We start from the raw sequence: 24,099 nt of genomic DNA, 5'->3' as shown, positions 1-24,099 counted from the left end.
GTGGCGATATAGTTGGAGACGGGCCAATGGGCTTGAAGAAGGGACAATCCGGTTTTGCCTTTGTGCATGTGGCGCTATGCCTCGTGACGGTAATCTCATTGTTGCTTCCGCTTCTGCTGGCCGGGCCCGTTCAGGCAGCCCCATCTCTTTCTGGCTCTAGCATGAATGGGAAGCCCGCAGCCCAGCAGCGGGCCACCCCGGATGATGGGCGCTATGATGTGGCGTTGGGATTCTTTGAATTTCTCTTCAAACGCCGCACGCCCAAAAAGGAAAAGAAGCCCGACACCTCTGACAATAAACCGGTGAAGCGTGGGCCGGTCGTGCCGGTGATCAAGACCGTTGAAAAGGATTCAGATGCATCTGTGATCGCGGTATTCGGTGATGAATTTTCGCAGGATATTGCATGGGGGCTTCAAGATGCTTTTGCAAAAGCGCCTGACGTCAGGGTAGAGATTCATTCCAAGCCCAATAGCGGACTGATCTATCGGGCCAAGAATAACCCCTTGAGTGATGCCGAGGATTATTTTGCAGCCCATCCCTTCAACTTCGCTGTTGTGATGGTAGGGCTGAATGATCGCCGGGAGATGCCTGCGCGCAAAGATGCCGAGGGCAATGAGATTACGCCGGCTTATGAATTCCGCACCGATGAATGGGCCCGTGCCTATCAGCGCGAGATCGATCGGGTGCGTCTTGCTTTTGCCAAGCAAGACAAGCCTGTCTTCTGGGTTGGATTGCCGCCCGTGGGCAATGAGCAACTTGCTGCTGACATGCGTTATCTCAACGACCTTGTTTCCAGCCGTCTGACCGAGCGGGACGAAGAGTTTATTGATATCTGGGACGCCTTTTCCGATGAGGAGGGGAACTTCTCGTTCCGTGGTCCGGATTTGTCGGGGCAGGATGTCCGGTTGCGCTTAAAGAACGCCATTCGCTTCAATAAGGAAGGTCGACGCAAGCTCGCATTCTATGTTGAGAAGCTGGTTATCCGTGTGCTGTCCCAGTCAGTTGATGAGGATGTGTTGCCCAAGACGCTCGCCAAGGCCGATGAGACCGCCTTGCGGGAAGGGTTGGGAGCGCGGCGCGATATTTATGCTTTGCGAAAGCCACCGCTTGAGTCGGAAGACTTAATCAATCCCAGTGTCTTTACCCTGTCTTTCTCGTCCGGAATAGACGGCGAAGATCAGCTGGCGGCCGCAGAGAATGCTCCCAAATATCGAAGCGATAATTTTGCCTGGGGTGGCAAGCACTAAGCCTGTTCTGTGCATTGAGAGCTGTGCTTTTGTCCCCCTTTGCCTGATCTGTGATTGCCCCTCTGCGTCTCATTGGGTATGAGTCTTTCCCATACAGAAACAAGGCCTCTCTATGTGGCCTTGCATGTTTTCATTTCGATCCTCTGAAGAAGAGGGCGGAGCGCATTCGTCTTGCGCTTTTCGCCTTGAGCCTTCGGACCGTTAGCAAATTGGGACTTTCATCATGAGCATTGAGCGCGCACCGGATTTTGATTTTCTGCACCAACTCGCTGATCTGGCCGGAGAAACGGTCATGCCGCTTTTCCGCAGGGCAATCGAGATTGAAAACAAGCTTGAGGGCGGCTTTGATCCGGTGACCGATGCGGACAAGCAGGCCGAGCTGAAACTGCGCGGGCTTATCCAGGAGCAGTTTCCAAGCCATGGCATTCTGGGGGAAGAATTTGAGGGCAAGGATCTTGATGCCGATGGCCTGTGGGTTCTTGATCCGATTGACGGTACGCGCGCGTTTATCTCCGGCCTGCCAACTTGGGGGACGTTGATCGGCTATCGACATTCTGGTGGTCAGAGCCTTGGCATGATGAGCCAGCCTTTCACCAAAGAGCGCTTTTTCGGCGATGGCAAAAGTGCCTTTTATCAGGGGGCGGATGGAAAGCGGCCGGTGAAGACACGGTCTTGCAAGGCGATCGGAGACGCGACTTTGTTCACCACCGCTCCGGATATTTTTGCCCCCGATGAGCTCAAGGCCTTTCAGCGGGTTGAGGATGCAGTGCGCCTGTCGCGCTATGGCGTTGATTGCTATGCCTATTGCATGTTGGCCATAGGCATGGTGGATCTGGTGATCGAAGCGGCTTTGAAGCCGGTTGATATTGCGCCGCTTATTCCGCTGATCGAAGGAGCTGGCGGTGTGGTCACCAACTGGCAGGGTGGCTCAGCCTTTGATGGCGGACAGGTGGTTGCAACGGGCGACCCCGATCTGCATCAGTCGGTGCTAGATCTTCTCGCCAGCAAAGGCTGAGAAAGCCGACTGGCTATTTTAGAGATGCTTTTCCGAGCGCATTATATCGCTCAGGCGCTTTCCTGCCTGAGCGTATTTTCGCCGGGAATAAAGCTGTCAAAGGCAGCCCAGAACTGCTCACGAATGATCTCTCGCTCCATCATGATTTCATGCTTGCTGCCGGTAATGGAGATGGCGCCTGCTGCCCGTGTGGTTTTGGCAAATAGTTCGGCAGCGGCCGAGTTCACCACAGTATCGTTGCCTGCTGTGACGATGAGCACCGGGATGTGGATTGAGGATTGGAAATCGCTCGATTGCAGGCGGTCCATCGCCTTGCAGACTTCATGGGTCCACAGAACGGTAGGCCCACCGATCCCCAGGGCCGGGCAATCGATGAGAAATTGGCGGTTCCTGTCATAGCGGGGGCCGTCTGAGGTGAGCTGATTGGTGTAAAAGCCACCTCGGTCAAAAGGAGTGTGGCTGGCGCCGGGCACATAGCTTTCGCCAAACCCCGAATAGCGCAGAAATCCTGCCGATCTTCGGATGGTGGATTGGCGAGGCTTGATCCCCAAAAAGCTATGCCCCCCTGTTGAGAGTTCAATCAGAGGAGCGCAGAGCACCGCGCGATCAATTTTGATCCTGAGGTCGGGCAAATTGGATAGCAAAATGAGCCCGCCCATAGAGTGGCTGAGAGCAAAGCAGGGCGGAGGACAATCCGGTAGGATGACTTCTTCGATGAACTGTTCGAGATCCTTGCCATAGTCGGAAAAGCGCCGAACATGTCCTTTCATGCCATTGCGGGTCAAACGATCTGACAAGCCTTGCCCGCGCCAATCCATGGTGGCGACAGCAAAGCCACGCTGGCGTAGCTCGGTGATGACTTCATAATATTTTTCGATGAATTCGGACCGGCCATGTAACAGACAGATCGTGCCTTTGGGATCTGGAGCCAAGGAAGGCCAGCGGGCAACGCGCACTTTGTGTTGATCCCAGCAGACCATTTCATGGCAGACGCCATCTGCCAGCTCGGGAAATTTGTCGAGATTATTCAGCTGCATATCTGCCCCAGACGCCTTTAATAGCCCTTTTGACATGCAGTTTAGCGAAAAGTGATCTCGATGGGAGGGGAAAATGCCCGTTCTTGGGGTTTTTCACGAATAACCGTAGTGCGAGACATATCAAGGTGGGGGAATGGTGCCGTACACGTCAATCGGCCCCACCGGAGTGGAGCCGAATATCGACGGTGGCATGTTTTAGAAGGCCCAATAGGCTTGCCCCTGATCCAGAAAGGAATTGAGGCGCAGAATGAAGGAGTAATTCACATCATTGCTTGGGCGCGCATGGGTGCTGCCATAGCTGTGTGAATAGCGGCCGGAATAGTGGCGGTCGTTGCTCCAGTTGTGGTGTGGCCGTTCGGCTGCCAGGCGTGCCTGCTTGATGAAATTGCCGGTGCGGGCGCTGATTTCCAGCAGATACGGGCGACCAAGTCTGTCACGGGCCTTCATCGAAGCGACATTGCCGCGCAGGGAGTAGTCACTGATATCGCGATAGCCATTACGTTGCGCGATCTGCGTCAGGTCATAGCGCGAATAGGTCTTGTGGATCTTCGGTGCATGAACGACTTTCTTCTTGATGACCTTCCGGTTGACGGTGGTTTTCTTGACGATGGTCTTTTTGCCATTGGCGTTGCGGATGACTTTCCGCTCGACGGTTTTGTTGCGGATGACCTTTTTCGTGACTTTGGGCTTGTGGGCCTTACGGACCTGGGGGCGATCATTATGGTGCGTTACGACCTGGCCTGACCCATAAATCCGGTAGAAGCGGCTTGAGTCATGGGAATAGTCGCGCGCCTGTGCTGGTTGGTAAACGGTGAATGCGATCATGATGGGAAGTGCGATTGCTGTCAGTTTCATTGTCTTGCCTTTCCTTTTTCTATTCGGTTCGGTCTGTGCCGTCGTTGTTATGAAAACAAGGTAGCAAAGGCTTCCTGAACCCATTCGGAAAGGGCTGTTCATGTCGAATTCAGCAACATGGCAGCTTTGTGGCAGGGGATTTAATCCGCACAATCCTGCCGTTTTCAAAAAATTTATTGGGGGACTTGAAATGCATTTGAGGCATTTCCATATCGAATAGTGTCGGAGGCCAAAACGGCTCCGGCTTCATTTCCTTCCCGCCTTGAGAAGGGGGAAGGAGTAGCGAAATAACGCAATTTTTGTCGCTCAAAGGAGGACTTTATTATGCGTCACTACGATCTTACTCCGCTTTATCGCTCTACTGTTGGCTTTGACAAGCTCTTCTCCATGCTGGACACCGTAACCGGCCCGGACAGTAGCACTCCATCCTATCCACCTTACAACATCGAACGTCTGGCTGAGAATTCCTATCGTATTTCGATGGCTGTTGCCGGTTTCTCCGAGAAGGATCTTTCCATTGAAGTGAAAGAGAACGCGCTCAAGGTAACCGGTGAGAAAGTCATCGAGGAAGACGAGAAGGAAAAGGACTATTTGCACCGCGGCATTGCCTCGCGTGCCTTTGAACGACAGTTCCAGCTCGCCGACTATATGCAGGTTGAAGGGGCAAGTATGGAGCATGGTCTGCTTCACATTGATCTAAAACGTGAAATCCCTGAAGCCATGAAACCGCGCCAGATCGAGATCCGCTCGTCTGATCGTGACAATGACCCAACCGTCATTGAAGGTTCCAAACACTAATTTCCGACAGAATGTCACCCGGCTTCTAAAGGTCGGGCGCGACCGGTGGCCCTTAATTGGGCCGCCCACGCTTCTTCGTCTCAAGGCAGATTGTCGGAAGGAGCTCATTTTCATGCCGCTTCCGGCAATCACTCTCACAGAAAAAGCGCTCTTCCGTCCGGTCGAGCGCTTTTTTGATTTTGGCATTTATACTGGCTAGTCTGGGCCGTGCCTATTTCAGGCAGTCAAGGAACTGGTCGACCTCAGCTTGTGTGGTCGAGAAAGAGCAGACCAGACGCAACAGGCTCTCGCCCTCGCCCGGGCATTCTTCAGGCGCAAGACCAAAGCTTGGCCAGTCATAGAAAACAGCACCCGCAGCAGTGGCTTTCTGGGCTGCCTGTTTGGGAACGATGGCAAAGACTTCGTTGGAGCCGGTTGGCCAGGCAATGCGGGTGTGATCCATAGCCTCAAGTCCTTTGACCAGCCTTGCTGCCATGGCGTTGGAATGGCGGGCATTGTCCAGCCAATGGTCATTTTCGAAATACCCTTCGAACTGGGCGGCTGCAAAGCGCATTTTCGAGAAGAGCTGTCCGGCGCGTTTGCGGCGATAGATGAAATCCTTGGCATAGTCCTTATTGAAGAAGACCACGGCTTCTGCGCACCAGGCACCATTCTTGGTGGCGCCAAAGGAGAGCACGTCGACACCGGCTTTCCATGTCATCTCTGCAGGGGTTACACCCAGAGTAACGAGGGCATTGGCAAAGCGGGCACCATCCATATGCACGGCAAGGCCGTTATCCTTGGCCTGTGCCGAAAGCTGGGTGATTTCCTCGACGCTGTAGAGCGTACCAACCTCGGTGGCCTGAGTGAGGGACACTGCGCTTGGCTGACCATGATGCACCACGCCATGGGGCACTTCCTGAAAACCGGTTTGCAGGGCTTCGCGGCTCAGTTTGCCATGTCTGCCCTCCAGCCCCCACATGCGGGCACCTGAGGTGAGGAATTCCGGTGCGCCGCATTCGTCGACGCGGATGTGGGCTTCCTTGTGGCAGAATACTGTGCCGGCCGGTCCAGTGAGCGCGGAGAGCGCCAATGCGTTGGCTGCGGTGCCCGTGCCCACGACAAAGACAGAACAATCCGTTTCGAAAATCTCCTGGAATCGCTGCTCGATGGACTCGCAGATGGGGCCATCGCCATAGGCGGGCTCGTAGCCATCTTTGTGGCGCATCAATGCGTTCATAATAGGCTCGGAGGCTCCGGCCCAGTTGTCGCTGGCAAAATACATGATTTGATCCTTGAGGTGGGTCGTCTTTTGCCGCCTATACGACAGTTTTGTCGTCTCAAGGTCAAGGGGAAAAGGCCGCCGGGATCCTAGCCAGCTTTCGCACGCCGCCAGCGGGCCAGAAAATGGTCCACAGATACAGTGCCCGGGCCCTTTATGATGAGCAGCAGCAGCGGCATCAACCAGAGCAGGCGCTGGTCGAGAATGGCCGAATTGTGGACGCTGTCAAACAGGTGCCCGATGGTCTCCGCTTCCACTCCATGAAACTGGATATCGACAAAGGTCATCACAGCGATGAAACCGATGAAGGCAATGGCGGTAACGCGGGTGGCAAGTCCGATAAGGATCAGGATCGGCAGGATGAATTCTGCGAGGGTCCCCGCCAGCACAATAAGGCCCCACGGCAGAAAGGCAATCTGACTGCTGTCATAGCCAGCCGCTTCAACAATGGGCGGGACAATCTGGGCGTAGGCTCCGATCGAGGGTGAAAAGAGCCCTAAGGGGCCATCGCCCAGCTTTGTCAGTGCGGAATTGAGGAAATAGAACAACAGCACACTGGAAAAGATCAGCCGGGCACTAAGACCGAGGAACCATGGTTCCAGTTTGCGCTCTAGCCAGCCAAACTGGCGATCATGAAGCGAAGCAGCGGTGGTAAGGATGCTCATGGTGGGTCAACTTTCGTGATGCTGATTGGCGCTGTTATCTTGGTACGGCTTTGGCTCTCTCTGGTCTTTCACGTCGATGGAGGGAAGATGAAGGCCAGCCAAGGCGCCGGTTTCCAGAAGGCCTCCCAGATTGCGGGCGAAGTCAAAGGCTGGTGCTGCTTCAAGGGCCACTGCCGCTGCCTGACCAAGCGTTAGGCCTTCTCCGAGTGCGTTAAGAAAGGCAAAGCCGCCAGCAGGGAGTTTGATGGCCATGACATCCCATTGCGGGCGCGTAATAAGGCTGGCTTCTGCTTCTTGGGGCAAGGATGCCATTGTCTCTTGCGGTGCATCTTGCTTATGGGCGGCCCAAATGCTGTAGGCAGGATAAGGGGACGCCAGCAGGCGACAAGCCGGATGGAGCGTGAAGGTCAGCTCTGCCAGACGGTCTGGTGGGATCTGTTGCAAGCTGGTGGGATCTAGCGGGGACTGATCTGCGGCATGATAGGCTTCCTGCCACGCAAACTCGATGCGGGCCACATCGCCCATATAGGGAAAGGCTTGTACGGGCTCGAAGCCATCAAGAAAGCTGGCGAACTGGTCGCCATAGCGGCTGAGAATGGCGGTGCGCGGCGGGTGGTTGGTGATGTAAACACGGGCCATGGCGCGGAAATAATCCTCCCCAACCAACGCTGCGATCGTGGGGAAAGAAGCCATCATAGCTTCGGTGAGGCTGACGATCACATTGTTACGATAGACACCGAAGCGCTTTTGCGCCTTCTTCTCCGGCTTTGGGCCGATCACGTCTTCCGGCGTGGGATGATCGGGCTTTATTAGTGCGCTGGAAAAAGACGCCTGCCCGGTATGAAGGGATGGGCTAGCTGACATGGCGGTGCCCCAATATCAGGTCTGGCTCAGGTTCCTTGAGCCTTGTTGGCAGTGCCCGCAGCTTGTCTTCCGCCCGCATGGCTTCGGCAAACAGAATGTCCCAATCGGGGATGTTGTTGTCCCATTCGATCAGCGTAGGGACAGCGCCGGAGCGCGCCAATGTTTGGTCATAAAGAGCCCAGACAGCATCTGCGACTTCTCTGTCATGGGCGTCAATCAGTAGGGGCTCGCCTTCGTCATCTTCATCGCGGGCGAAACCTGCCAGATGAATTTCTCCCACATGTTCGACGGGGAAGGCATCAAGATAAGCAACGGGGTCATAATTCTGGTTGGTTGCCGAGACATAAACATTGTTGCAATCCAGTAGCAGGCCGCAGCCCGTGCGTGCAACCAGTCGCTCAAGGAAGGTGATTTCCGACATGGTGGAGCTTTCAAAGGCCACATAGACGGACGGGTTCTCAATGAGAATGCGTCGGCTCAAATGGTCCTGTAGCTGGTTCACATGATCAACGACACGATCAAGACTGTCCTGACGGTAGGGAACGGGCAGAAGGTCGTTGAAGAAGACCTCGTCATGGCTGGACCAAGCCAGATGTTCTGAAAAGAGGCCGGGCGCGTAGCGCTCATTGAGGGCCTTGAGGCGATTGATGTGATCTGTATCGAGCGACTTGTCTGCGCCGATGGAAGCTCCGACGCCATGCAGGGAAAGGGGATAGCGCGCAGCGATTTCGCTAAGATAGCGGTGTGGTGGCCCTCCGGCGCCCATATAATTTTCAGGGTGCACTTCAAACCAGCCGATGTCCGGCGCGGTTTCCAGAATGGTCTGGTAATGCTCCGCCTTGAGGCCGACCCCGGCTCTTGGCGGGATTTCTTTGGGTGTCGTGCCAGATGAGGCAGGTGTGATCTGGGAGATTGGCATCGGATCATTTCCTTCAAGCGATCAGACGGGCACCCCTAGAGTTTGGCGAGGAAAAAGCGATCGCGGTTGGTGCTGATGAGAAAGGTGAGGGGCGGGTTCAACTCAGGGCTGGAGCCCTTCCGGCACGGATGACCATGCCAAAAGGGCCCTGGCGCGTGGTTATATCAGCCTTCAATCGGTTCGAGGCTGCCCATACCGTTCGGGGTTTTCATGGTCGTGCAGGTGCCTTTCGGGACCAGCTTCCATGCATTGCCCTGATAGTCTTCGGTGGAGGTGCCTGCACATGTGGTGCCTGCACCCGCCTTGCAGTCATTCTGGCCTTTCAGTGCGACGCCGTAGCATTTTTCCTTTTCAGCAGCCTGAGCGCCGTCAACGGACAATGTGGTCAGAGCGCCAGCAGAAACGATGGTGGCAATGGCACCGGCGAAAAATGTTGCAGAAAGCGTATTAACTTTGGTGGACATGGTTGTCTCCAGAATATGATGAGTAAGTGAGTGGGGTCTAACGAGTATCTGTTGCCCCGGAACGCCTTCAATGCTGCCCAGAATGCCGTTCAATAGGAAATGAAATGGGAGTGAGGCCGCGCGCACGCTGCTTCACCATGCTGTGAGGGCTGCGTTATAGTGGCAATAAGTGCGACTCTCGGTTGTTTTGCGCTTGGGGCTTTTTCGTAAACTGGCAATATTTGCATCCCAAATGAGCAAAAATGTTGGATTGCGCGAGTTGCGCAAAAAATATGCACATTAATTGCTTGCCATGGAAGGTCGCTTTTGAGGCATCTAAAAATAAGTAATTTCAGTTATTTGGTATATTGTGATTAAATATTGTGCAAGTTTTTAGCGTTGTGGTGCGCTGTGTGGCTTGGAACCATTCTGGGTTTGCTTGACAGTTTCGGGATGTAAATGCGACCCTATTCTTGCGGAACATTTTTCCCGCCGCCCTTGCTGGGCGTTTCCTCCTTAGACTTTTCGGGCCGCGTTAAGCGGCCTTTTTTTTGTTTTGAGATCAAGTCGATAGGAGATGCCGTGTCTTCAAGGGCAACTGGTCAGAAGAGAGCTTGGCTCCAGGTGTCTCGCGTTTGTGAACGCGCTTGATCAGGGAGGCGCATCAGAAGAGAAAGTACGGTGTGGAGACGCAAATAAAATTACTCTGCGGCAGCTGCTGTTGGGTATAGAGCGTCGCTTGCACATTGTATAAGCAGCTCAGTGAAGCGTCCGAACAGGTCCACCAGCTCCTGAAAGTGAGGAACAGGCTCGAAAGTGTCCTCATTCATATAGAGGCTGCGATCAATTTCGATTTGCAGAGCATGGAGACCTTTTATCGGACGCCCGTAGTGCTGGGTGATGAAACCGCCGGCATAGGGGCGATTGATATCCACACGCAGCCCCAAATGGCCTAGAATGCTTTTGGCCGCACTTATCAAGGACGGGTGACAGCTGGCGCCATAGCGATCTCCCAGAACGATATCGGGGCGGTTGTTCGGATTGGCATTTTGAAACACCCGCGACGGCATCGAGTGGCAATCGATAAGGCAAGCATAGCCGAAATTCACATGCGCCAAAGCCAGCTCTCTACGCAAGCATTGGTGATAGGGCTTGTAAAGCGTTTCGATCCGCTCCAGCCCTTCCTCAAGGCTCAGCTTATGCCGGTAGATTTCCTTGCGTTCGGAAACGATGCGAGCGATGGTGCCCAGGCCGCTGCCAACCCTTGTACCGGACGTTTTGGCATAGGAGGGCAGGGGATCCTTGAAGACAATCGGGTCCAGCTCGTAGGGTTCACGATTGAGATCAAGATAGGCACGGGGAAAATTGGCCGCCATGAAGGGCACACCCAAGGACGTCACTTTCGAAAAGAGCAGATCGACATAGGAATCTTCAGAGCTACGCAATTCTAGCTCGGTCAGGCGACTGGCCTTTTTGAACTCTGCCGTATAGCATCGCCCTGAATGGGGCGAGCTGAAGAGAAAAGGCGCCAATTGTTGTTCGGGCCTCTCTATCCAAAATGGCACATCCAGCGTATCGGTTGGCTGAAAATCGTCAGGGTTCAATGCGCTCTCGGTTCTTTTCTTGTCGCCGCAGAGCGACTGATCTTGATGGACCTTCCGCACTCTTTCTGGTTTGCGCCATTTTGAGAGTCGGTCAGGGGATAAAAGTCTAAAGCTTGGCTATCTTATCTCTTGTCAGATAAGTGTATTTCAATATTATCGGGATTAAGTGCGTCTGTTACAAGGAAAAAGGGATGAAATTCGCCTGAATCAATGAGAAACGGGTTGAAATCTCTTTTGGTTCACGGGATTTTTACCCCGAGCCTATTGAATTGTAGCTTGCCAAATCCCGAATTCGGGTTAAGACGAATTTGCAAAAATATGCCCGGCTGCGGGCTGGAGAAAAATATAACATGTCGCAGATTTTGCTTGCTGAAGACGACAATGACATGCGCCGCTTCCTTTCGCGTGCGCTGCAGAATGCGGGATATGAAGTGGTCTCGTTTGATAACGGGAAAAGCGCATATGACCGACTGCGCGAAGAGCCATTCACCTTGTTGCTCACCGATATTGTCATGCCGGAAATGGATGGCATTGAGTTGGCACGGCGCGCAACGGAGCTTGATCCTGATCTGAAGGTGATGTTTATCACCGGATTCGCCGCTGTGGCACTGAACCCGGACAGCAACACGCCAAAAGACGCCAAGGTGCTTTCCAAGCCTTTCCATCTGCGCGATCTGGTGAATGAAGTCAGCAAGATGCTGGCTGCCTGAACAGGGGCTACTGGGCATCATACGCCAATTGGGGCTGTTGATATTTATGGTTTTTCACAGCTTCATTGCCCATTGATGACAGAATTGTAAAAGGGGGTTGCAATCCCTCTTTGAGGGCGGTAGAAGCCTTCTCACCGCACAGGCTGAACTCAACAGCCAACCAAGGATGGGCGTATAGCTCAGCGGGAGAGCACTTCGTTGACATCGAAGGGGTCACTGGTTCAATCCCAGTTACGCCCACCATCCTTTCCTCTCTATAGATCAAGAATATAAAGCAGTTTCTTCGCAAAAGTTGCTGGCTTCAGAGTTTTCGTTGCTTGAATGGCATGAATAGGCGATTGGCTTGATGCAGATGCTCAGTGGTAAATGTTGCCTTTGGTCGCGCTTGTTAAGCGCGTGTCTGTCCTGGCGTTCTTCGCTGCAGTCCGGTTCGGACCCTTTTTAGGATGTGCTTTGAGGCCTCTGCTAATCTGGCTCTAGCTGACAGTATAGTTGATGAAAGTTGCTGCTCATTGCCGCCAAAAGCGGGGATGCGTTGGGGCAGGGCACTTAACGCTGCAAGCAGTGAGCTGTCGCTATATGAGTGGGCGGCACTTTTCAGGCATCCCTTCCCATCCTGCAACTTGCAACAGACCTTTAACGTTGAGGACCTCACAACCACGTTCTTTCCATATAATAAGATCTTTTTGCGCCAATTTGCGCAGGGTCTTGTTTGTGTGAACGATCGACAGTCCCAATGTGTCCGCGATATGTTGCTGTGTGATCGATAAATCTGAGCATTCTTCTTGCGCAAGTCCAACTGCGGTCGCTTTTTGATGGAGATAGGCCAAAAGATACGCTGCGCGTTCTAGCGCCGTCCTGCGGCCTACACTAACCAGATGCTCATCGAGAATGCGTTCTTCTGTTGCGGCAATCCACGTGATGTCATAGCCAAGGTCAGGGTGTTTTTCGTACAATTTCATCATGTATTCGCGTTCGAACACACAAAGGGTCATGGCGGAAAGCGCTTCTACCGAGTGTTCCATCTCTCCCATGATGGATCCTTGTAACCCGATCATATCTCCCGGCATAATATAATTCAGGATTTGTCGACGACCATCTTCCAAAAGCTTTGAGCGAAAGCCCCAGCCGGTCAGTACGGTGTATATATGCGGGTTGTTGCTCCCTTCCACCAGTATCGTTGCACCGGGGTCGGTGTGTAATTCCCCCTTCTTGAAGTTGGAAACAAACTCCAACTCGTCAGGGCCGAAGTCGCGAAACTTCTTAATTTCCCTTAGAGGGCATTTTTCACAATCTGTACGTTCAGCACGCGCTTTATGGTTCTTCATGTCATCACCGGCCGTTCATCTGTCAAAGAAAAACGAAATAAAAGGACAATAGTTCCAAAAGCGTGATTTGACATGTCTTTTTTAAATGCTGTGCCTTCTGGTTTGGAGCATATTCGGCCATTCATTTATTGAGGCGCTTATCATGACTACTATAGAACCAAATTTTCTGATCGTTGAATCATGGTATGTTGTTGCCTTGGAGTTGCAGTATCACGTTGAGCGGTTCTTCGGTGGGCGGTGTCGTATAGTTTCATCAAATGATCTTGATGCTGTTCTTTTAGGCGAGGGAGCATTTGCGTGCATTATTTGTGATACGGGGCCGGTGCAGGACCTGCCCGATGATTTTTTGCGTGCGATCCAAGTCTCAAAAATCCCACTCGTTTTCACGACCTCTTGTGACACGTTTTTGATGGGGGTTCCAGGCTTTGAGACAGTTCCTGTCCTTGGCAAGCCTTATCAAGTCCATGACTTAGTCAAAGCGATCACTATGGTGATGCGAGCCTCATCGGTGCCGCCTGATTCATCCGCCCAGCAATAAGGCGCGCCTGAATAAGTCAGAACTGGTCTGAAATAGAGGCATCTTCCAAGTTGATTTTCCTCCAGATTGCTTCCGCGAAAGAATATCCGGCAAAGAGGATGACGCCGAGGCCAAGGGCAGTTAAGAACCAAACACCAAAGGGCAGATATTGAACATATGTCAAAGCGTCTTTCACATCTGGAGGCGCGCCATCACCGCTTTCGACACCCAAAAATCGTAAGATCATAATGGTCGCAATGACGGCAAATACGATGCCACGCGCGGTGAGCCCCACCATCGAGACCGGGTGAATAATCGCCATTATTTGCGTGTTGGCCTGAAAATGATCTGCATATTTCCGGGAGAGCGCTTTCCACCAATGGGCAAGAGCAATTCCGATGAAAACACAGCCAAGGGCGAGTGCGACATATTTCTGGCCGATCACCTGACCCATCTGCTGTGCCAGCCCACCGGCTTCGTTCTCACTCTCGGAGGCAAATGCTCCTGTAAGTGAGGCCGCATAAAGGGCCAACCCTGAATAGGTGAAGGCACTGGAAAGCAAACCAAGCCGTATCGCCAGGCCTTTGGCTGCCCAGCCATGATTGTCGGTATCCAGAAGCGATTGCACCAATCGCCACATAATATATCCGACCAGCCCCACGATCAGGATAAGGACAAGTGTCTCTCCGAGGGGCTGCTGTAGAATCTTGAGAACCGCACCTTTGGGGCCTTTGCTTTGAGCCGCTCCCCACGCGGCAAAAATCGCAAATCCTCCCACGATCAGATAGACGACGCCGCGTGACAAATAGCCAGCTCGCGCCAGATATATGATCCAGGTCTGTGAGTTGCTTTGCATAGCGTTGATATTTTCCTGTTCGGGGGAATTTTTCCCGGCTTCATCATGGAGCAGATGCTGCGATGACTCTAAGCGGTTTTGTCGATTGCAAATCGATTGGCCAACAGCCAGCAGAATGCTGCCCACGCAAGACCAAGGAGCCACCCTGCGACCACATCCGATGGCCAATGGACACCGAGATATATGCGACTAAGGCCAATCAAAATTACAAGGGAAAAAGTGCTGTAATAGATAAAACGACGAAGGATGGCGTGATCAATGAAACGGGCAATGATTGTCGCGATGCTGATCCAGTAAATCATCGATACCGTCGCATGTGCGCTGGGAAAGCTGGCGGTAAATGTGCGATCCAGATGGGCTACTAAATCCGGTCGGGGGCGATCAAACAGGAATTTGAGGCCGTAGGGGATAATTGTTCCACTGACAAGTGTCGCCATAAGGGTCAACCCAGCGCCCCTTTGGCGCGTGATGAAGAGGCCGGTCAGTACCAGCAACGCCACCAGCGTCAAAACTGTGCCACCGCCCAATGCCGTGAGTTCGAGGAATATTTCTTCAACCCATGGGGGGCCTAACGGACTGACTGTTTCCCCTCGTTCGATGAAATGGGACATCACCGAGAGATCAAACGCCGTTGTTGCGTCCGTTGATACAAGATAGGCAATTGCAGCAAATCCGAGTAACCCGATGATCATCACACTCCAGACAAAAGTGTCGGTCATCTTGAAAGTGTCATTCTCAACGTCGCCCTCTGTCCGTGAACCAGAGAGGGGACGCGAAGGCATTTCAGAAGCTGGGTCAGGATTTTGCATATAGTTGAACCATCAATTTTTTCGGGAATGAAATTGACTGCCCCGGCCTTTGGAGGCTTGGAGTTGGAGTTATGTCGGCAAGATTTCTTTAAAGTCGGCCTGAGGATATATTGCCTTTGCCCAAGTCTCGTCTGGTGCTGTGCTTTGCTGCTGACTTTTTATCGTTGTTCGGCATGTTGATCTCCTTTTGTATCCGCTAGATCAAACGAAACAGGAGCGTGATTGGTTCCAACAAGGTTCCTTGCCTTTTCGCGCAAAGTTACGGGTGGGCATGCGCTGGCACCGCGCAGCTTCTTTCATCCAGATAAAGCAAACTGCTATATTTGTGCCGTAGGTCTCTTCACTAGGCGGCCCAGAGCATTGCGCTCGCAACAGCGCCGATGGCACTTGCTATAATCAGCATAAGGCCATCACGAGCCGTGACCGCAAAACCGATGAACGCAAGTGCGACGGATGGGACAAACACTCCGCCGGGCACCAGTGCCAAAGGGACCATGCTCAACGCAAAAGCCGCGATCAGGATCGCTGTCAAAATGGCCCATGGTGATCGGGTCATGAAAGTCAGTCGTTCTGAAAAAAGAAAGCTCAATTTTCCGGCATAAGGCCTGACTTTCTCAATGGCTGACGCAAGGCGTTTGCCGTCAACGCCGCCCACCTGTATGAGGTTTGGTAGGGAAGGGGGAGAGTCTTTAAGCGCATATTGCCCGGCCAATATCAGGCATATAAGGCCCAGAAATATGCTTGCACCCGGGATGGCACCAATGGGCGATGCAGACACCAACCCCACAACAGAAATGACAGGGCCGTGGGCGCGTCGACCGAAGGCATCAAGGAGATCGCCGATGGTGAATTTTGCTTTGCCGTCAGCCTTTTCCTCTATGGTGTCGAGTATTTCAGATATCAGAGCGTTCTCACTCACCTGCTTGCTCCGTCATTTAAGTGGTGCGTCTCTATATCCAATGCTCCATGTCTTGTGATGTTCCCCCTTTTTGAAGGGCTTATTGTCTCTTTGGAAACTCAAGTCGGTGTTTTCCGTGCTTGTTGCAAGGACGCTCAAGCATATTTGCCAAGTCTTCTTGGAAGAACAGAGACCCGCCTTCATTGTGGTTGCAAAATCGACTGCCTTCAAAAGCTTGTGATCAGCAGGTTGGGAGCGGATCTAGGCAGGGAAGCTATGTCTGTCGATATCACTAGGATCAAGCGGTTCTGTGGTCTCGGTTGCGTGCTGGTATCGGTATGAAGGGGATTGGAATATTTCTAGTCGGTGAGAAATTCTACGTGCGAACTGTTGTCTTTCGGTAGGCTTTATCGCATTGAAAACATTGATTATTCGCAAAGTGTGGGCGAATGGATCCCATCTTTCCCACAAGAATTCTGGAACCCATTCACCTTGGCTACGTTGACTAGACAACGGCACGTGAGGTTCGAAGGTCGCGTGCAGTTCGCAATCTAATCTTGCAACATTAGGAGCTTGCCAAATGAAACGCATTCTTGCAACCACTGCCATGACACTTCTTCTTTCCACGGCTGCTATGGCTGACGATCACATGTCTTCGTTCAAGACCTATGATGAGCCTGGCGTCATGGACATTTACGCTTCTGACTTCATCGGAATGCGCGTTTACTCCGCCCAGAAGGACTATGACACGTTTGATGAGAATGCGACCGTCGATGCTGGTGCTGAAACAGAATGGGATGATATCGGTGAAGTCAATGATATCATTCTCAATCGTGATGGCAGCGTGAAAGCCGTTATTCTCGGAGTTGGTGGCTTCTTGGGTGTTGGCGAGAAAGACGTGTCTGTTGATATGGGCAGCATCAAGATGGTCAATGAAACAGGCGATGAGGGCGACTTCTTCCTGGTTGTCGATGCAAATAAACAGGTTTTGACCGACGCTCCGAATTTTGAGCGCATGATGGAAAATGCAGAAGACAGGATGGATGCTGCTGGCGCCAAGATCAAAAGCTATGCTGATGATACCGTTGAAGATGTCTCAAAGACCATGAAAGATGCCAAAGACAACATGGCTCAGACAACGAGCGAAGCAAAAGATAGCATGGTCAAGACGATGAACGAGATCCAGCGCGAGACGTTTGGGGCTCCAAACATTGAGCGTGATGGCTGGAATGTCGTTGAGATTTCGGAACTCACTGCCGATGATCTGACCGGAGCCCGTCTTTATAGTGTAAAGGATGAAGATATCGGCGAAATTGACAAGCTTCTGGTCAACGAAACCGGTGAGATCGAGAAGGCCGTTCTTGACATCGGTGGTTTCCTGGGGATTGGCGAACGCCGTATCGCCGTGCCCATGGATGAATTGGAAATCCTCCGAACCGATTCTGGCGCTGACGTGCGTGTTTACATCGACGCAACGCAGGAAGAATTGGAAAATCAGCCTGAATATAGTGGCTCTTAAGGTTTGCGGACCAAGAGAGCCTGACAGGCTGGCCATTTCTGAATTTTAAAAATGCCTCTCGTCAAATCCGGCGAGAGGTATTTTTATATAAAGATCATTCTTTCCCAATGCGCATCCGCGCTTTCAAATATGGCGCTTTCAATGAAGTAGAACATAGTCTGACGGAGGAAATTCAAGCCATTGCGCAGGGTGTAGCGACAAGGCATTTGGGCTTTCTGTCCCCTTGCGGAGCGTCCGTCCGGGACTGTAACCAACTGAAAAATCGGGGTGCCCGCGCGAGGGGACAAGTCGAGAAGACCTAAGACACAGTCTGGCCTATGCCGCCTTAATTATCTGCATAGCCAAACAGGAGGGAGCTTTATTGGTAGTTTAGCCATCTTTGATGGATTCTCCCAGAATGTCAGCCTTGGTCGCCCCGCGTGAGCCCATTGGTTTTGCGGGGCCGATGGTGGAGTCTATTTTGGTTTGCGCCTCGATCTCGGCGTTCAACTCCGCTCCCATCAAGATGATGAAGCTCGACATCCATAACCACATCAGCAGGATGATTGCTCCAGCCATACTGCCGAATGTTTCATTGTAGCTGGCGAAGTTGGAAACATAGATCGAGAAGCCGATTGACCCGATCAGCCAAAGCGCGCAAGCGGTCATTGCTCCCGTTGTCAGCCATTGCCATTTGGCCTCTTTGCGCGATGGGCCAAACCTGTAGACAATCGATAAACCGGTGACGACCAGCAGGGCCATCAGGAACCAACTCGCGGTAGAAAAGATCCCTTGTATCCAGCCCGGGATCGCGAGAATGTTAAAGATGGTCGGCAACGCAATAGCTGCTGCCACAGCGAAAACAAATCCAACAACCATAATGAGGGTCAAGGCCAGCGTGATCAGGAGCAGTTTGAAAAATCCGCGTTTTTCCTTCTCGTCATAAACAACGTTCAATCCCTGAACCAGACTGGCCATGCTGCGCGAAGCGGAGTAGAGCGACAAACTCAATCCCAGAACCAGCGCCACACCCAAGCCTCGCTCTTGTGAGCCTGCTACAGATTTCGCCTGATTGAGGATAATGGCGGCTGCGTCTTGGGGAACGAAATTTGTGATCAATTGGAGCTTGCGGGCGACTTCTACGGGCTCGACCACGAGGCCCGCGATTGCCATGAGGGCTGTTATCGCAGGAAAGACTGCAAGCAATGTGTAGAAGGCAACGCCAGCTGAGACGAGGCTTATGCGGTCTTCGATCAGCTTATTCTTAACCCTGAACAGTATGTCTATCCATCCTGAAAAGGGAATTTGAACCGGGCTTTTTGCTTGTCGACCTCTTGGCATTTCTTGCTATTTCCTCAACATCATTATGCTTGTGGCAGGACGTGAACGGCCAGACACTCTGTCAAAGATAGGCCCGAAAGGCTGGCTTCCATGTTGGATTATGGGCTACTTATATTCAATGGCGAATATTGCATTTGGTTCCCAATTTTATCGGAAGCGCATATCCGTGCGTAAACTGTATGATGGCTAGGGAGACCGCAGTTCAATGATGGTTGCTAGAACGAAGAGGGCTGCTGCTGGAAGCCTCGTTTTTCGTTTCTTGATCCGCTGTTCTGCCAAATGTCCCCAAAAACAGCAAAGACCTCAGGCGCTTTGCCCGAGGCCTTTATCGTAAAAGCACAAGGCTCTTGTTATGACGGCAGCACGGCTTCAGCTTCGATTTCTACGCGATAGGGGCCGACGAGTTTTGCCACCTGCAACAGGGTGTTGGCCGGGCAAGTGTCGGAAAAGAAGCGACCATGAGCAATAGATACCGCTTCACAATCTTCCACATCGACCAGATAGATGCGCGTGCGCACGACATGTTCCGGACCAGCGCCATGGGCACGAATGGCTCCGATGATCTTGTCGAGAATATAGGTTGCCTGTGCCCCGGCATCATTTGGCGCAACGGCATGGTCGGAGCCATGGGTTGCCGTGGTGCCTGAAACGAGAATGCGGTTACCAACGCGGACGGCGCGACAATAGCCAGCCAGCGGTTCCCACTTGGAGCCGGAGAAGACACGGGAGCGATCGGCAAGGCTGGGGTCTGCCACGGCCGGATTGACCGGTGCAATCGAAGAGAGATGGTGGGAAAGATCGCCCGATGCGGTCAGGAAGGGGGGCTTGCGATATTCGTCGCCGCAGTCACCGGGAACAGCAGACATCTGGGCAAAGGCGGCGTCCAGCGCTGCGTGATCTTCATCATCTAGGGCAAATTTAAAGACATTGAGGTTGCTGGCACGATGCTCGGCTTCGGTGATGCGCGCGCCGATGATGGTCGCTCCGACTGCCGGATGTTCCAGCACCCAGCGGCTAGCGACGTTGGAAAGCGAAACGCCGTGCTTTTCAGCGATGGTGTGGGCGGTAGATAGCAGCGACTGGAACGCATCCCAACCGCCGGCGGTATCAATGAAGCGCTTGTATTTCATGCGGCTCCAGTCGGCGATCTCCTGCGGCTCGGGTTTGCCCAGCCAATTCTCGGAGATGAAGCCGCCGCAAAGGGTGCCATAGGCCAGCAGCTTGATGCCATATTTGGCGCAAAGGGCTGAGAGGGGACCGGCAGCACGACGGTCAACCAGCGAGAAGCTGACCTGATTGGAGACGATTTTGATGCCTTCCTCAAGCGCCAGTGCCAAATGGGCCGCATCGAAATTGGTGACGCCGATGGCTTTGATGAGGCCTTCATCGCGCAGTTTCTCCATCTCGTGCATGGCGTCTAGCCAGCGCGGATCTTCAAAGCTCCACCAGTGGAACTGCAACAGATCAACCGCATCGACACCGAGGCGGTCAAGGCGTTCCTGTACACCGGCGCGAACGATTTCCGGTGTCATGGGGCCAGGTTCCGGGCACCATTTGGTAAAGGCGCGGATCGGCGTGTCCTTGGGGCTGTTTGCCAGTAAGGTTCCGGTGATCAGCTCGGCCGAGCCGTAATGGTCGGCCATGTCGAAGCTGTCAAATCCGGCTTCGGCATAGGCAGTAAGGCGCGGAGCCGTTTCTTGCGGGTCCAGCAGGTCTCCGTCCTTTTCCAGATCGGCAACCTGCCACAAACCACAAACAAGGCGGGAAATATTGAGCCCGGGGGCGAGATCGATACGATCAGGTGTGTCAGACATCTGTCTTTTGTCCTTCAGAGTGAGAATTTAAATCGCGGCGAAGGGCGCGCCGCAAGGGTGCGCGCACGGTGCCAGCCTCGCCCAGAATGCCATAGGGGCGTAGCAGCAGCACGAGGCAGAGGGCAACGCCGATGAGGACGATTTGCAGGGATGCCGCGCGGGCCTGCTGATCTGGCGGGAAGACGCTGGCAACGAGGCTTCCGGATAGGGCCCAGATGGCCCAGACCAGCACAGCACCAAGAATGGCCCCGCGCATGTTGCCCGAGCCGCCGACAATCAGCATGGTCCAAACCTGAAAGGTCAAGGTGGGCATGTAGTTGTCCGGTGCGATGAAGCCGATGAAATGGGCCTGTGCCGCGCCGCCAAGCCCCATGATAAAGCCGCCGATGGCAAAGGCCTGCAAACGATAGGTGACCGGATCTTTACCCAGAGCCTTGGCTGCCTCTTCATCTTCGCGCAAGGCACGCAGTACCCGGCCCCAAGGGGAGCGCGTCAGGCGTTGCAGAGCGAAATAGCTGACCAGAACCAGAAGGATCAGTACGCCCAGATTGGCGATGGCAAACAGGCTGGGATTCTCTGCCAGTCCCCCGAAAGGGCGAGGAATGAAGCCGATGCCGAACGGCCCACCGGTGATGCCTTCCAGATTGAGTAGTGTCAGCTGGATCACCACCGCAGCACCGAAGGTGGCGATGGCGAGATAATCCGCCCGCAGACGCAAAGTGAGAGCTCCCAGCAAAAAGCAAAGGATGCCAGCCCCCAACCCGCCACCAAGCCAACCGATGACGATTGGCAGATCGAAGCCGCCCAGTCGTCCGTCGATGGCTGGGGTCGTCAGGATGGAGGATACATAGGCCCCGACAGCCACAAAGCCCGCGACGCCAACATTGAAGAGGCCGGTCTGACCCCATTGCAGATTGAGGCCAAGGCAGATGACTGCATAGGTCAAGGCCATGGTGAGGAAGAAGGCGCCGTAGGAAAGAAGGTCGATCATGCCGCAGCCTTTCCGAAAATGCCCTGAGGGCGCAATAAAAGCATGGCGACGAGGATGACAAAGGACACCGCAGCCCTCCATTCCGCACCAATGATCTGCACCGTGAAAGCTTCGGCAAGCCCGACCATCAGTCCGGCGATCATGGCACCGGGCACCGAGCCTATGCCGCCCAGAATGGAGGCGGCAAAGAGGGGAAGCAGCAGGTCAAGGCCCATGGTGGGGCGTATCTGCACCACAACGCCGGACATGATGCCGCCAACGGCAGCGAGCGCAGCCCCCAGCATCCAGACCATGCGAATGACGGCACGGGTGTCGATGCCTGCAAGGCTGGCGAGATCCGGGTTTTCCGAAACGGCCCGCATGGAACGCCCTGCCGCCGATTTCGTGAGGAGCAGATGCACCGCAACCACCATGATAACGGCGAGCACCAGGACCAGCAGCTGGTCAGGTGTTGCTCTGAGGCCGGGCAGGATGGGGCGCGAGATCTGCAGCGCATTGGTGAAATAGGCCGGACTGGAGGTATAGATGAATTCCAGCAGATTGCGTAGCGCCAGCGCGGCCCCGAAGGACGACATCACCAGAATGATCTGGGCTGACCCTGCCTTGCGCAGGCGGCCAAAGAGCAGCCAGTCTACCGTGAGGGCAACGAGACCAGTCAGAACCATGGAGGTGATCATGGCTATGGGCACCGACCAGCCGAAGGAAAAGGGGCCAATCGGGGTGCCAAGGCCGGGCAGCAGTGCGCCCAGGGCCGCGCTTACGGTAAGGGCCAGATAGGCGCCCCATGACAGCATTTCGCCATGCGCGAAGTTGGCAAAGCGCAGAATGGAATAGGTTAGGGTGACGCCAATGGCTCCAAGACCGATGATCGAGCCATTCACGAGGCCATCCATGATGGGTTGCAAGGTCATTGGGCTGTCTCCTCGACACCGCCGCCACCAAGATAAAGCTCTGTGACCACCGGATCGCCAGACAGATCGGCGGAAGGAGCATCATGGGCCACCTTTCCTTCCACGAGGATGACGCCGCGGGAAGCCACTTGCAATCCGACGCGGACATTTTGCTCGACTAGAAGAATGGTAACGCCGGTTTCGTTGATCATCTTGATGCGGGCAAAGACCTCGTCGACCAAGAGGGGCGACAGACCTGCGGATGGTTCATCAAGGATGAGCAGGGCCGGATCTGTGATGAGGGCGCGGGCCACGGCCAGCATCTGACGTTGTCCGCCGGACAGAGCCCCTGCGCGCGTTGAAGGACGTTTGGCCAGATCGGGGAACATGGCGAACATGGCTTCAATACGCTCGGCGCGGAGCTGCTTGGGCAGGATTTGCGCCGAGATCTGAAGATTTTCGCGGATGCTCATCTGAGTGAAGATATTCTCGGTTTGCGGCACGAAGGTCATACCGCTATGCAGCTTCAGATGCGCAGGCAGGTGAGTGATATTCTCTTCTTTGAGTAGTACCATTCCCGAATGGATGGGCACCAAGCCAGCAACCGCCTTTACAAGGGTCGACTTGCCTGCGCCATTGGGGCCAAGCAGAACCACGAATTCGCCCTGCTGCACCGTCAGGTCGATGCCGTTGATAATGGGCAGATCGGGTTGATAGCCCGCATGCAGATTGTGTAACGTCAGGATGTCTTTCGTCATGCCGCATCCCCCAGATAAGCGCGCACGACCTCGGGATCGCGAATGACCGCGTTGGGGGCGCCTTCTGCCAGCTTCTGGCCCAGCGCCATTACCATCACGCGAGAACAAAGCCGCGCCACCATATCCATATTATGCTCGATCAGCAGGATCGATACGCCCTGCTCGTTAAGAGTGACGATGCGGGCCATGATTTCTTGCAGTAGGGTCGGATTGACCCCCGCTGCCGGTTCATCAAGCAAGATGACCTTTGGATCGGCCATCAGGATGCGTGCCAGCTCGAGCAGTTTGCGCTGCCCGCCGGAAAGCACTCGGGCCTTTTCATTCTCCAGATGGGAGAGCATCAGGAAATCGGTAAGGTGACGCGCCTTTTCAAGAGCGCGGGCTTCATCTTGGCGACTTTTGCCCGGGCGGAAAAAGGCGCTGATGGCACGTTCGCCAGATTGGCCTTGCGCGCCGCAGAGCACATTTTCAAGGACGGTCATCTCGGGGAAAGGGCGGGGGATCTGAAAGGTCCTACCAAGTCCGCGCCTTAATCGTTTTTCGGCTCCTTCGCGGCTGATGTCCTTACCATCAAGCAGAATGGAGCCGGAACTTGGGAGTAGGGACCCGGCCAGCATGTTGAACATGGTGGTCTTGCCCGCGCCATTGGGGCCGATGAGCCCCAGAATCTCTCCCTGATGGAGATCTAGGGATAAATCATCCACTGCCTTGAAGCCCTGAAAACTACGCGTTAGCGACCGGGCAGACAGAATCGCCTCCGTTTTTGCCGGGTCGGTTTCGATCGGACCTTGCGGGCCTTCCATGGTCTGCGTCATTCAATCCCCAGATTCTTGCGGATCTGCTTCTTTCTATACTGCCCGTTGGGTCATTGCTCGGTGCGCTTCAGACAGATTTATATCTTATATCTTTGATCAAAGATTATTGACACAAGTTGCATTTGCAAGCAAAAAAAGAGAGAGAAACAGAAAATCCATCAAGGCT

At 53.8% G+C, this 24,099-nt stretch carries 24 protein-coding genes and 1 tRNA gene; 7 read left to right on the top strand and 18 right to left on the bottom strand.

Annotated features, from left to right (window positions below):
• Positions 1-26 precede the first annotated feature (26 nt).
• Both BM258_RS12715 and hisN read left to right on the top strand, forming a co-directional pair.
• Positions 27-1,247, top strand: a complete 1,221-nt coding sequence (locus BM258_RS12715; protein ID WP_090072832.1) for an SGNH/GDSL hydrolase family protein — start codon at positions 27-29, stop codon at positions 1,245-1,247.
• A 223-nt stretch (positions 1,248-1,470) separates the two neighbouring features.
• Positions 1,471-2,262 carry a histidinol-phosphatase gene (gene hisN, locus BM258_RS12710; protein ID WP_090072830.1) on the top strand — a complete coding sequence of 264 codons (792 nt, stop codon included), beginning with the start codon at positions 1,471-1,473 and terminating at the stop codon, positions 2,260-2,262.
• A gap of 50 nt (positions 2,263-2,312) precedes the next feature.
• On the opposite strand, the gene BM258_RS12705 is transcribed toward hisN, so the two are convergent.
• Positions 2,313-3,299, bottom strand: coding sequence for an alpha/beta fold hydrolase (locus BM258_RS12705; protein WP_175528055.1), 987 nt, complete (start codon positions 3,297-3,299; stop codon positions 2,313-2,315).
• A 195-nt stretch (positions 3,300-3,494) separates the two neighbouring features.
• On the bottom strand, positions 3,495-4,154 hold the full coding sequence (locus tag BM258_RS12700) for a hypothetical protein (RefSeq protein WP_090072825.1): 660 nt from the start codon (positions 4,152-4,154) through the stop codon (positions 3,495-3,497).
• Between the two features lie 324 nt (positions 4,155-4,478).
• On the opposite strand from BM258_RS12700, the gene BM258_RS12695 reads away from it, so the two are divergent.
• Positions 4,479-4,952 carry an Hsp20 family protein gene (locus tag BM258_RS12695; RefSeq protein WP_090072823.1) on the top strand — a complete coding sequence of 158 codons (474 nt, stop codon included), beginning with the start codon at positions 4,479-4,481 and terminating at the stop codon, positions 4,950-4,952.
• 211 nt (positions 4,953-5,163) lie between these two features.
• Here the strand turns inward: BM258_RS12695 and BM258_RS12690 are convergent, their stop codons facing one another.
• The 6 genes from BM258_RS12690 to BM258_RS12665 form a co-directional block, all read right to left on the bottom strand.
• Positions 5,164-6,216, bottom strand: coding sequence for a threonine aldolase family protein (locus BM258_RS12690; RefSeq protein ID WP_090072821.1), 1,053 nt, complete (start codon positions 6,214-6,216; stop codon positions 5,164-5,166).
• Between the two features lie 86 nt (positions 6,217-6,302).
• Positions 6,303-6,878 carry a DoxX family membrane protein gene (locus tag BM258_RS12685; protein WP_090072819.1) on the bottom strand — a complete coding sequence of 192 codons (576 nt, stop codon included), beginning with the start codon at positions 6,876-6,878 and terminating at the stop codon, positions 6,303-6,305.
• A gap of 6 nt (positions 6,879-6,884) precedes the next feature.
• Positions 6,885-7,742: an HvfC/BufC N-terminal domain-containing protein gene (locus BM258_RS12680; RefSeq protein ID WP_090072817.1), complete on the bottom strand. Its 858-nt coding sequence runs from the start codon at positions 7,740-7,742 to the stop codon at positions 6,885-6,887.
• A complete protein-coding gene (bufB, locus tag BM258_RS12675; RefSeq protein WP_090072816.1) occupies positions 7,732-8,661 on the bottom strand; it encodes an MNIO family bufferin maturase in 930 nt (309 codons plus the stop codon). The genes BM258_RS12680 and bufB overlap by 11 nt, the downstream gene beginning before the upstream one ends.
• A 164-nt stretch (positions 8,662-8,825) precedes the next feature.
• The gene (locus BM258_RS12670) at positions 8,826-9,125 is read right to left on the bottom strand and encodes a BufA1 family periplasmic bufferin-type metallophore (protein WP_090072814.1); all 300 of its coding nucleotides are present in this window, start codon (positions 9,123-9,125) and stop codon (positions 8,826-8,828) included.
• Between the two features lie 680 nt (positions 9,126-9,805).
• Positions 9,806-10,708 carry an N-formylglutamate amidohydrolase gene (locus BM258_RS12665; protein WP_210186738.1) on the bottom strand — a complete coding sequence of 301 codons (903 nt, stop codon included), beginning with the start codon at positions 10,706-10,708 and terminating at the stop codon, positions 9,806-9,808.
• Between the two features lie 350 nt (positions 10,709-11,058).
• Between BM258_RS12665 and cpdR the strand changes: the two genes are divergently transcribed.
• Positions 11,059-11,418, top strand: a complete 360-nt coding sequence (gene cpdR, locus BM258_RS12660) for a cell cycle two-component system response regulator CpdR (protein WP_090072812.1) — start codon at positions 11,059-11,061, stop codon at positions 11,416-11,418.
• Between the two features lie 168 nt (positions 11,419-11,586).
• Positions 11,587-11,661: transfer RNA gene (locus BM258_RS12655), tRNA-Val, on the top strand.
• Between the two features lie 332 nt (positions 11,662-11,993).
• On the opposite strand, the gene BM258_RS12650 is transcribed toward BM258_RS12655, so the two are convergent.
• Positions 11,994-12,746, bottom strand: coding sequence for a Crp/Fnr family transcriptional regulator (locus BM258_RS12650; RefSeq protein WP_090072810.1), 753 nt, complete (start codon positions 12,744-12,746; stop codon positions 11,994-11,996).
• Positions 12,747-12,888: 142 nt separating this feature from the next.
• Between BM258_RS12650 and BM258_RS12645 the strand changes: the two genes are divergently transcribed.
• Positions 12,889-13,284 carry a hypothetical protein gene (locus tag BM258_RS12645; RefSeq protein ID WP_139229265.1) on the top strand — a complete coding sequence of 132 codons (396 nt, stop codon included), beginning with the start codon at positions 12,889-12,891 and terminating at the stop codon, positions 13,282-13,284.
• 16 nt (positions 13,285-13,300) lie between these two features.
• On the opposite strand, the gene BM258_RS12640 is transcribed toward BM258_RS12645, so the two are convergent.
• The 3 genes from BM258_RS12640 to BM258_RS12630 all read right to left on the bottom strand — a co-directional run bounded on the left by BM258_RS12640 (position 13,301) and on the right by BM258_RS12630 (position 15,847).
• Positions 13,301-14,119: a DUF1206 domain-containing protein gene (locus BM258_RS12640; RefSeq protein ID WP_090072807.1), complete on the bottom strand. Its 819-nt coding sequence runs from the start codon at positions 14,117-14,119 to the stop codon at positions 13,301-13,303.
• Positions 14,120-14,187: 68 nt separating this feature from the next.
• A complete protein-coding gene (locus tag BM258_RS12635) occupies positions 14,188-14,838 on the bottom strand; it encodes a phosphatase PAP2 family protein (RefSeq protein WP_175528054.1) in 651 nt (216 codons plus the stop codon).
• Between the two features lie 433 nt (positions 14,839-15,271).
• On the bottom strand, positions 15,272-15,847 hold the full coding sequence (locus BM258_RS12630) for an exopolysaccharide biosynthesis protein (protein WP_090072802.1): 576 nt from the start codon (positions 15,845-15,847) through the stop codon (positions 15,272-15,274).
• Between the two features lie 559 nt (positions 15,848-16,406).
• On the opposite strand from BM258_RS12630, the gene BM258_RS12625 reads away from it, so the two are divergent.
• Positions 16,407-17,345: a PRC-barrel domain-containing protein gene (locus BM258_RS12625; RefSeq protein ID WP_090072801.1), complete on the top strand. Its 939-nt coding sequence runs from the start codon at positions 16,407-16,409 to the stop codon at positions 17,343-17,345.
• Between the two features lie 369 nt (positions 17,346-17,714).
• Here the strand turns inward: BM258_RS12625 and BM258_RS12615 are convergent, their stop codons facing one another.
• The 6 genes from BM258_RS12615 to BM258_RS12590 all read right to left on the bottom strand — a co-directional run bounded on the left by BM258_RS12615 (position 17,715) and on the right by BM258_RS12590 (position 23,933).
• Positions 17,715-18,665: a YihY/virulence factor BrkB family protein gene (locus tag BM258_RS12615; RefSeq protein ID WP_090072797.1), complete on the bottom strand. Its 951-nt coding sequence runs from the start codon at positions 18,663-18,665 to the stop codon at positions 17,715-17,717.
• Positions 18,666-19,015: 350 nt separating this feature from the next.
• Positions 19,016-20,479: an aldo/keto reductase gene (locus BM258_RS12610; RefSeq protein WP_090072795.1), complete on the bottom strand. Its 1,464-nt coding sequence runs from the start codon at positions 20,477-20,479 to the stop codon at positions 19,016-19,018.
• Positions 20,472-21,470 (bottom strand): branched-chain amino acid ABC transporter permease, encoded by a 999-nt coding sequence (locus BM258_RS12605; RefSeq protein ID WP_090072793.1) that lies wholly within the window; start codon positions 21,468-21,470, stop codon positions 20,472-20,474. Before BM258_RS12605 ends, BM258_RS12610 begins: the two co-directional genes overlap by 8 nt.
• Complete coding sequence (locus BM258_RS12600) at positions 21,467-22,381, bottom strand: branched-chain amino acid ABC transporter permease (protein ID WP_090072791.1); 915 nt, start codon at positions 22,379-22,381, stop codon at positions 21,467-21,469. The genes BM258_RS12605 and BM258_RS12600 overlap by 4 nt, the downstream gene beginning before the upstream one ends.
• Positions 22,378-23,118, bottom strand: coding sequence for an ABC transporter ATP-binding protein (locus BM258_RS12595; RefSeq protein ID WP_090072790.1), 741 nt, complete (start codon positions 23,116-23,118; stop codon positions 22,378-22,380). The genes BM258_RS12600 and BM258_RS12595 overlap by 4 nt, the downstream gene beginning before the upstream one ends.
• A complete protein-coding gene (locus BM258_RS12590) occupies positions 23,115-23,933 on the bottom strand; it encodes an ABC transporter ATP-binding protein (RefSeq protein ID WP_319568137.1) in 819 nt (272 codons plus the stop codon). The genes BM258_RS12595 and BM258_RS12590 overlap by 4 nt, the downstream gene beginning before the upstream one ends.
• Between the last annotated feature and the right edge of the window lie 166 nt (positions 23,934-24,099).

Origin of the sequence: Cohaesibacter marisflavi, assembly GCF_900115225.1 — a bacterium.
In the GTDB taxonomy this organism is placed as follows: domain Bacteria; phylum Pseudomonadota; class Alphaproteobacteria; order Rhizobiales; family Cohaesibacteraceae; genus Cohaesibacter; species Cohaesibacter marisflavi.
The sequence above is the reverse complement of the archived record's forward strand: the minus strand, read 5'-3'. Positions and strand labels throughout refer to the sequence as shown.

Excerpts from the sequence above, each read along its gene's own strand:
- BM258_RS12685 (WP_090072819.1), bottom strand. The coding sequence starts at position 6,878 with ATGAGCATCCTTACCACCGCTGCTTCGCTTCATGATCGCCAGTTTGGC.
- BM258_RS12645 (WP_139229265.1), top strand. The coding sequence starts at position 12,889 with ATGACTACTATAGAACCAAATTTTCTGATCGTTGAATCATGGTATGTT.
- BM258_RS12605 (WP_090072793.1), bottom strand. The coding sequence starts at position 21,470 with ATGATCGACCTTCTTTCCTACGGCGCCTTCTTCCTCACCATGGCCTTG.
- BM258_RS12705 (WP_175528055.1), bottom strand. The coding sequence starts at position 3,299 with ATGCAGCTGAATAATCTCGACAAATTTCCCGAGCTGGCAGATGGCGTC.
- BM258_RS12680 (WP_090072817.1), bottom strand. The coding sequence starts at position 7,742 with ATGTCAGCTAGCCCATCCCTTCATACCGGGCAGGCGTCTTTTTCCAGC.
- hisN (WP_090072830.1), top strand. The coding sequence starts at position 1,471 with ATGAGCATTGAGCGCGCACCGGATTTTGATTTTCTGCACCAACTCGCT.
- BM258_RS12695 (WP_090072823.1), top strand. The coding sequence starts at position 4,479 with ATGCGTCACTACGATCTTACTCCGCTTTATCGCTCTACTGTTGGCTTT.
- BM258_RS12640 (WP_090072807.1), bottom strand. The coding sequence starts at position 14,119 with ATGCAAAGCAACTCACAGACCTGGATCATATATCTGGCGCGAGCTGGC.
- BM258_RS12715 (WP_090072832.1), top strand. The coding sequence starts at position 27 with ATGGGCTTGAAGAAGGGACAATCCGGTTTTGCCTTTGTGCATGTGGCG.
- BM258_RS12690 (WP_090072821.1), bottom strand. The coding sequence starts at position 6,216 with ATGTATTTTGCCAGCGACAACTGGGCCGGAGCCTCCGAGCCTATTATG.
- BM258_RS12610 (WP_090072795.1), bottom strand. The coding sequence starts at position 20,479 with ATGTCTGACACACCTGATCGTATCGATCTCGCCCCCGGGCTCAATATT.
- cpdR (WP_090072812.1), top strand. The coding sequence starts at position 11,059 with ATGTCGCAGATTTTGCTTGCTGAAGACGACAATGACATGCGCCGCTTC.
- BM258_RS12590 (WP_319568137.1), bottom strand. The coding sequence starts at position 23,933 with ATGACGCAGACCATGGAAGGCCCGCAAGGTCCGATCGAAACCGACCCG.
- BM258_RS12600 (WP_090072791.1), bottom strand. The coding sequence starts at position 22,381 with ATGACCTTGCAACCCATCATGGATGGCCTCGTGAATGGCTCGATCATC.
- BM258_RS12670 (WP_090072814.1), bottom strand. The coding sequence starts at position 9,125 with ATGTCCACCAAAGTTAATACGCTTTCTGCAACATTTTTCGCCGGTGCC.
- bufB (WP_090072816.1), bottom strand. The coding sequence starts at position 8,661 with ATGCCAATCTCCCAGATCACACCTGCCTCATCTGGCACGACACCCAAA.
- BM258_RS12615 (WP_090072797.1), bottom strand. The coding sequence starts at position 18,665 with ATGCCAAGAGGTCGACAAGCAAAAAGCCCGGTTCAAATTCCCTTTTCA.
- BM258_RS12595 (WP_090072790.1), bottom strand. The coding sequence starts at position 23,118 with ATGACGAAAGACATCCTGACGTTACACAATCTGCATGCGGGCTATCAA.
- BM258_RS12635 (WP_175528054.1), bottom strand. The coding sequence starts at position 14,838 with ATGACCGACACTTTTGTCTGGAGTGTGATGATCATCGGGTTACTCGGA.
- BM258_RS12625 (WP_090072801.1), top strand. The coding sequence starts at position 16,407 with ATGAAACGCATTCTTGCAACCACTGCCATGACACTTCTTCTTTCCACG.
- BM258_RS12700 (WP_090072825.1), bottom strand. The coding sequence starts at position 4,154 with ATGAAACTGACAGCAATCGCACTTCCCATCATGATCGCATTCACCGTT.
- BM258_RS12650 (WP_090072810.1), bottom strand. The coding sequence starts at position 12,746 with ATGAAGAACCATAAAGCGCGTGCTGAACGTACAGATTGTGAAAAATGC.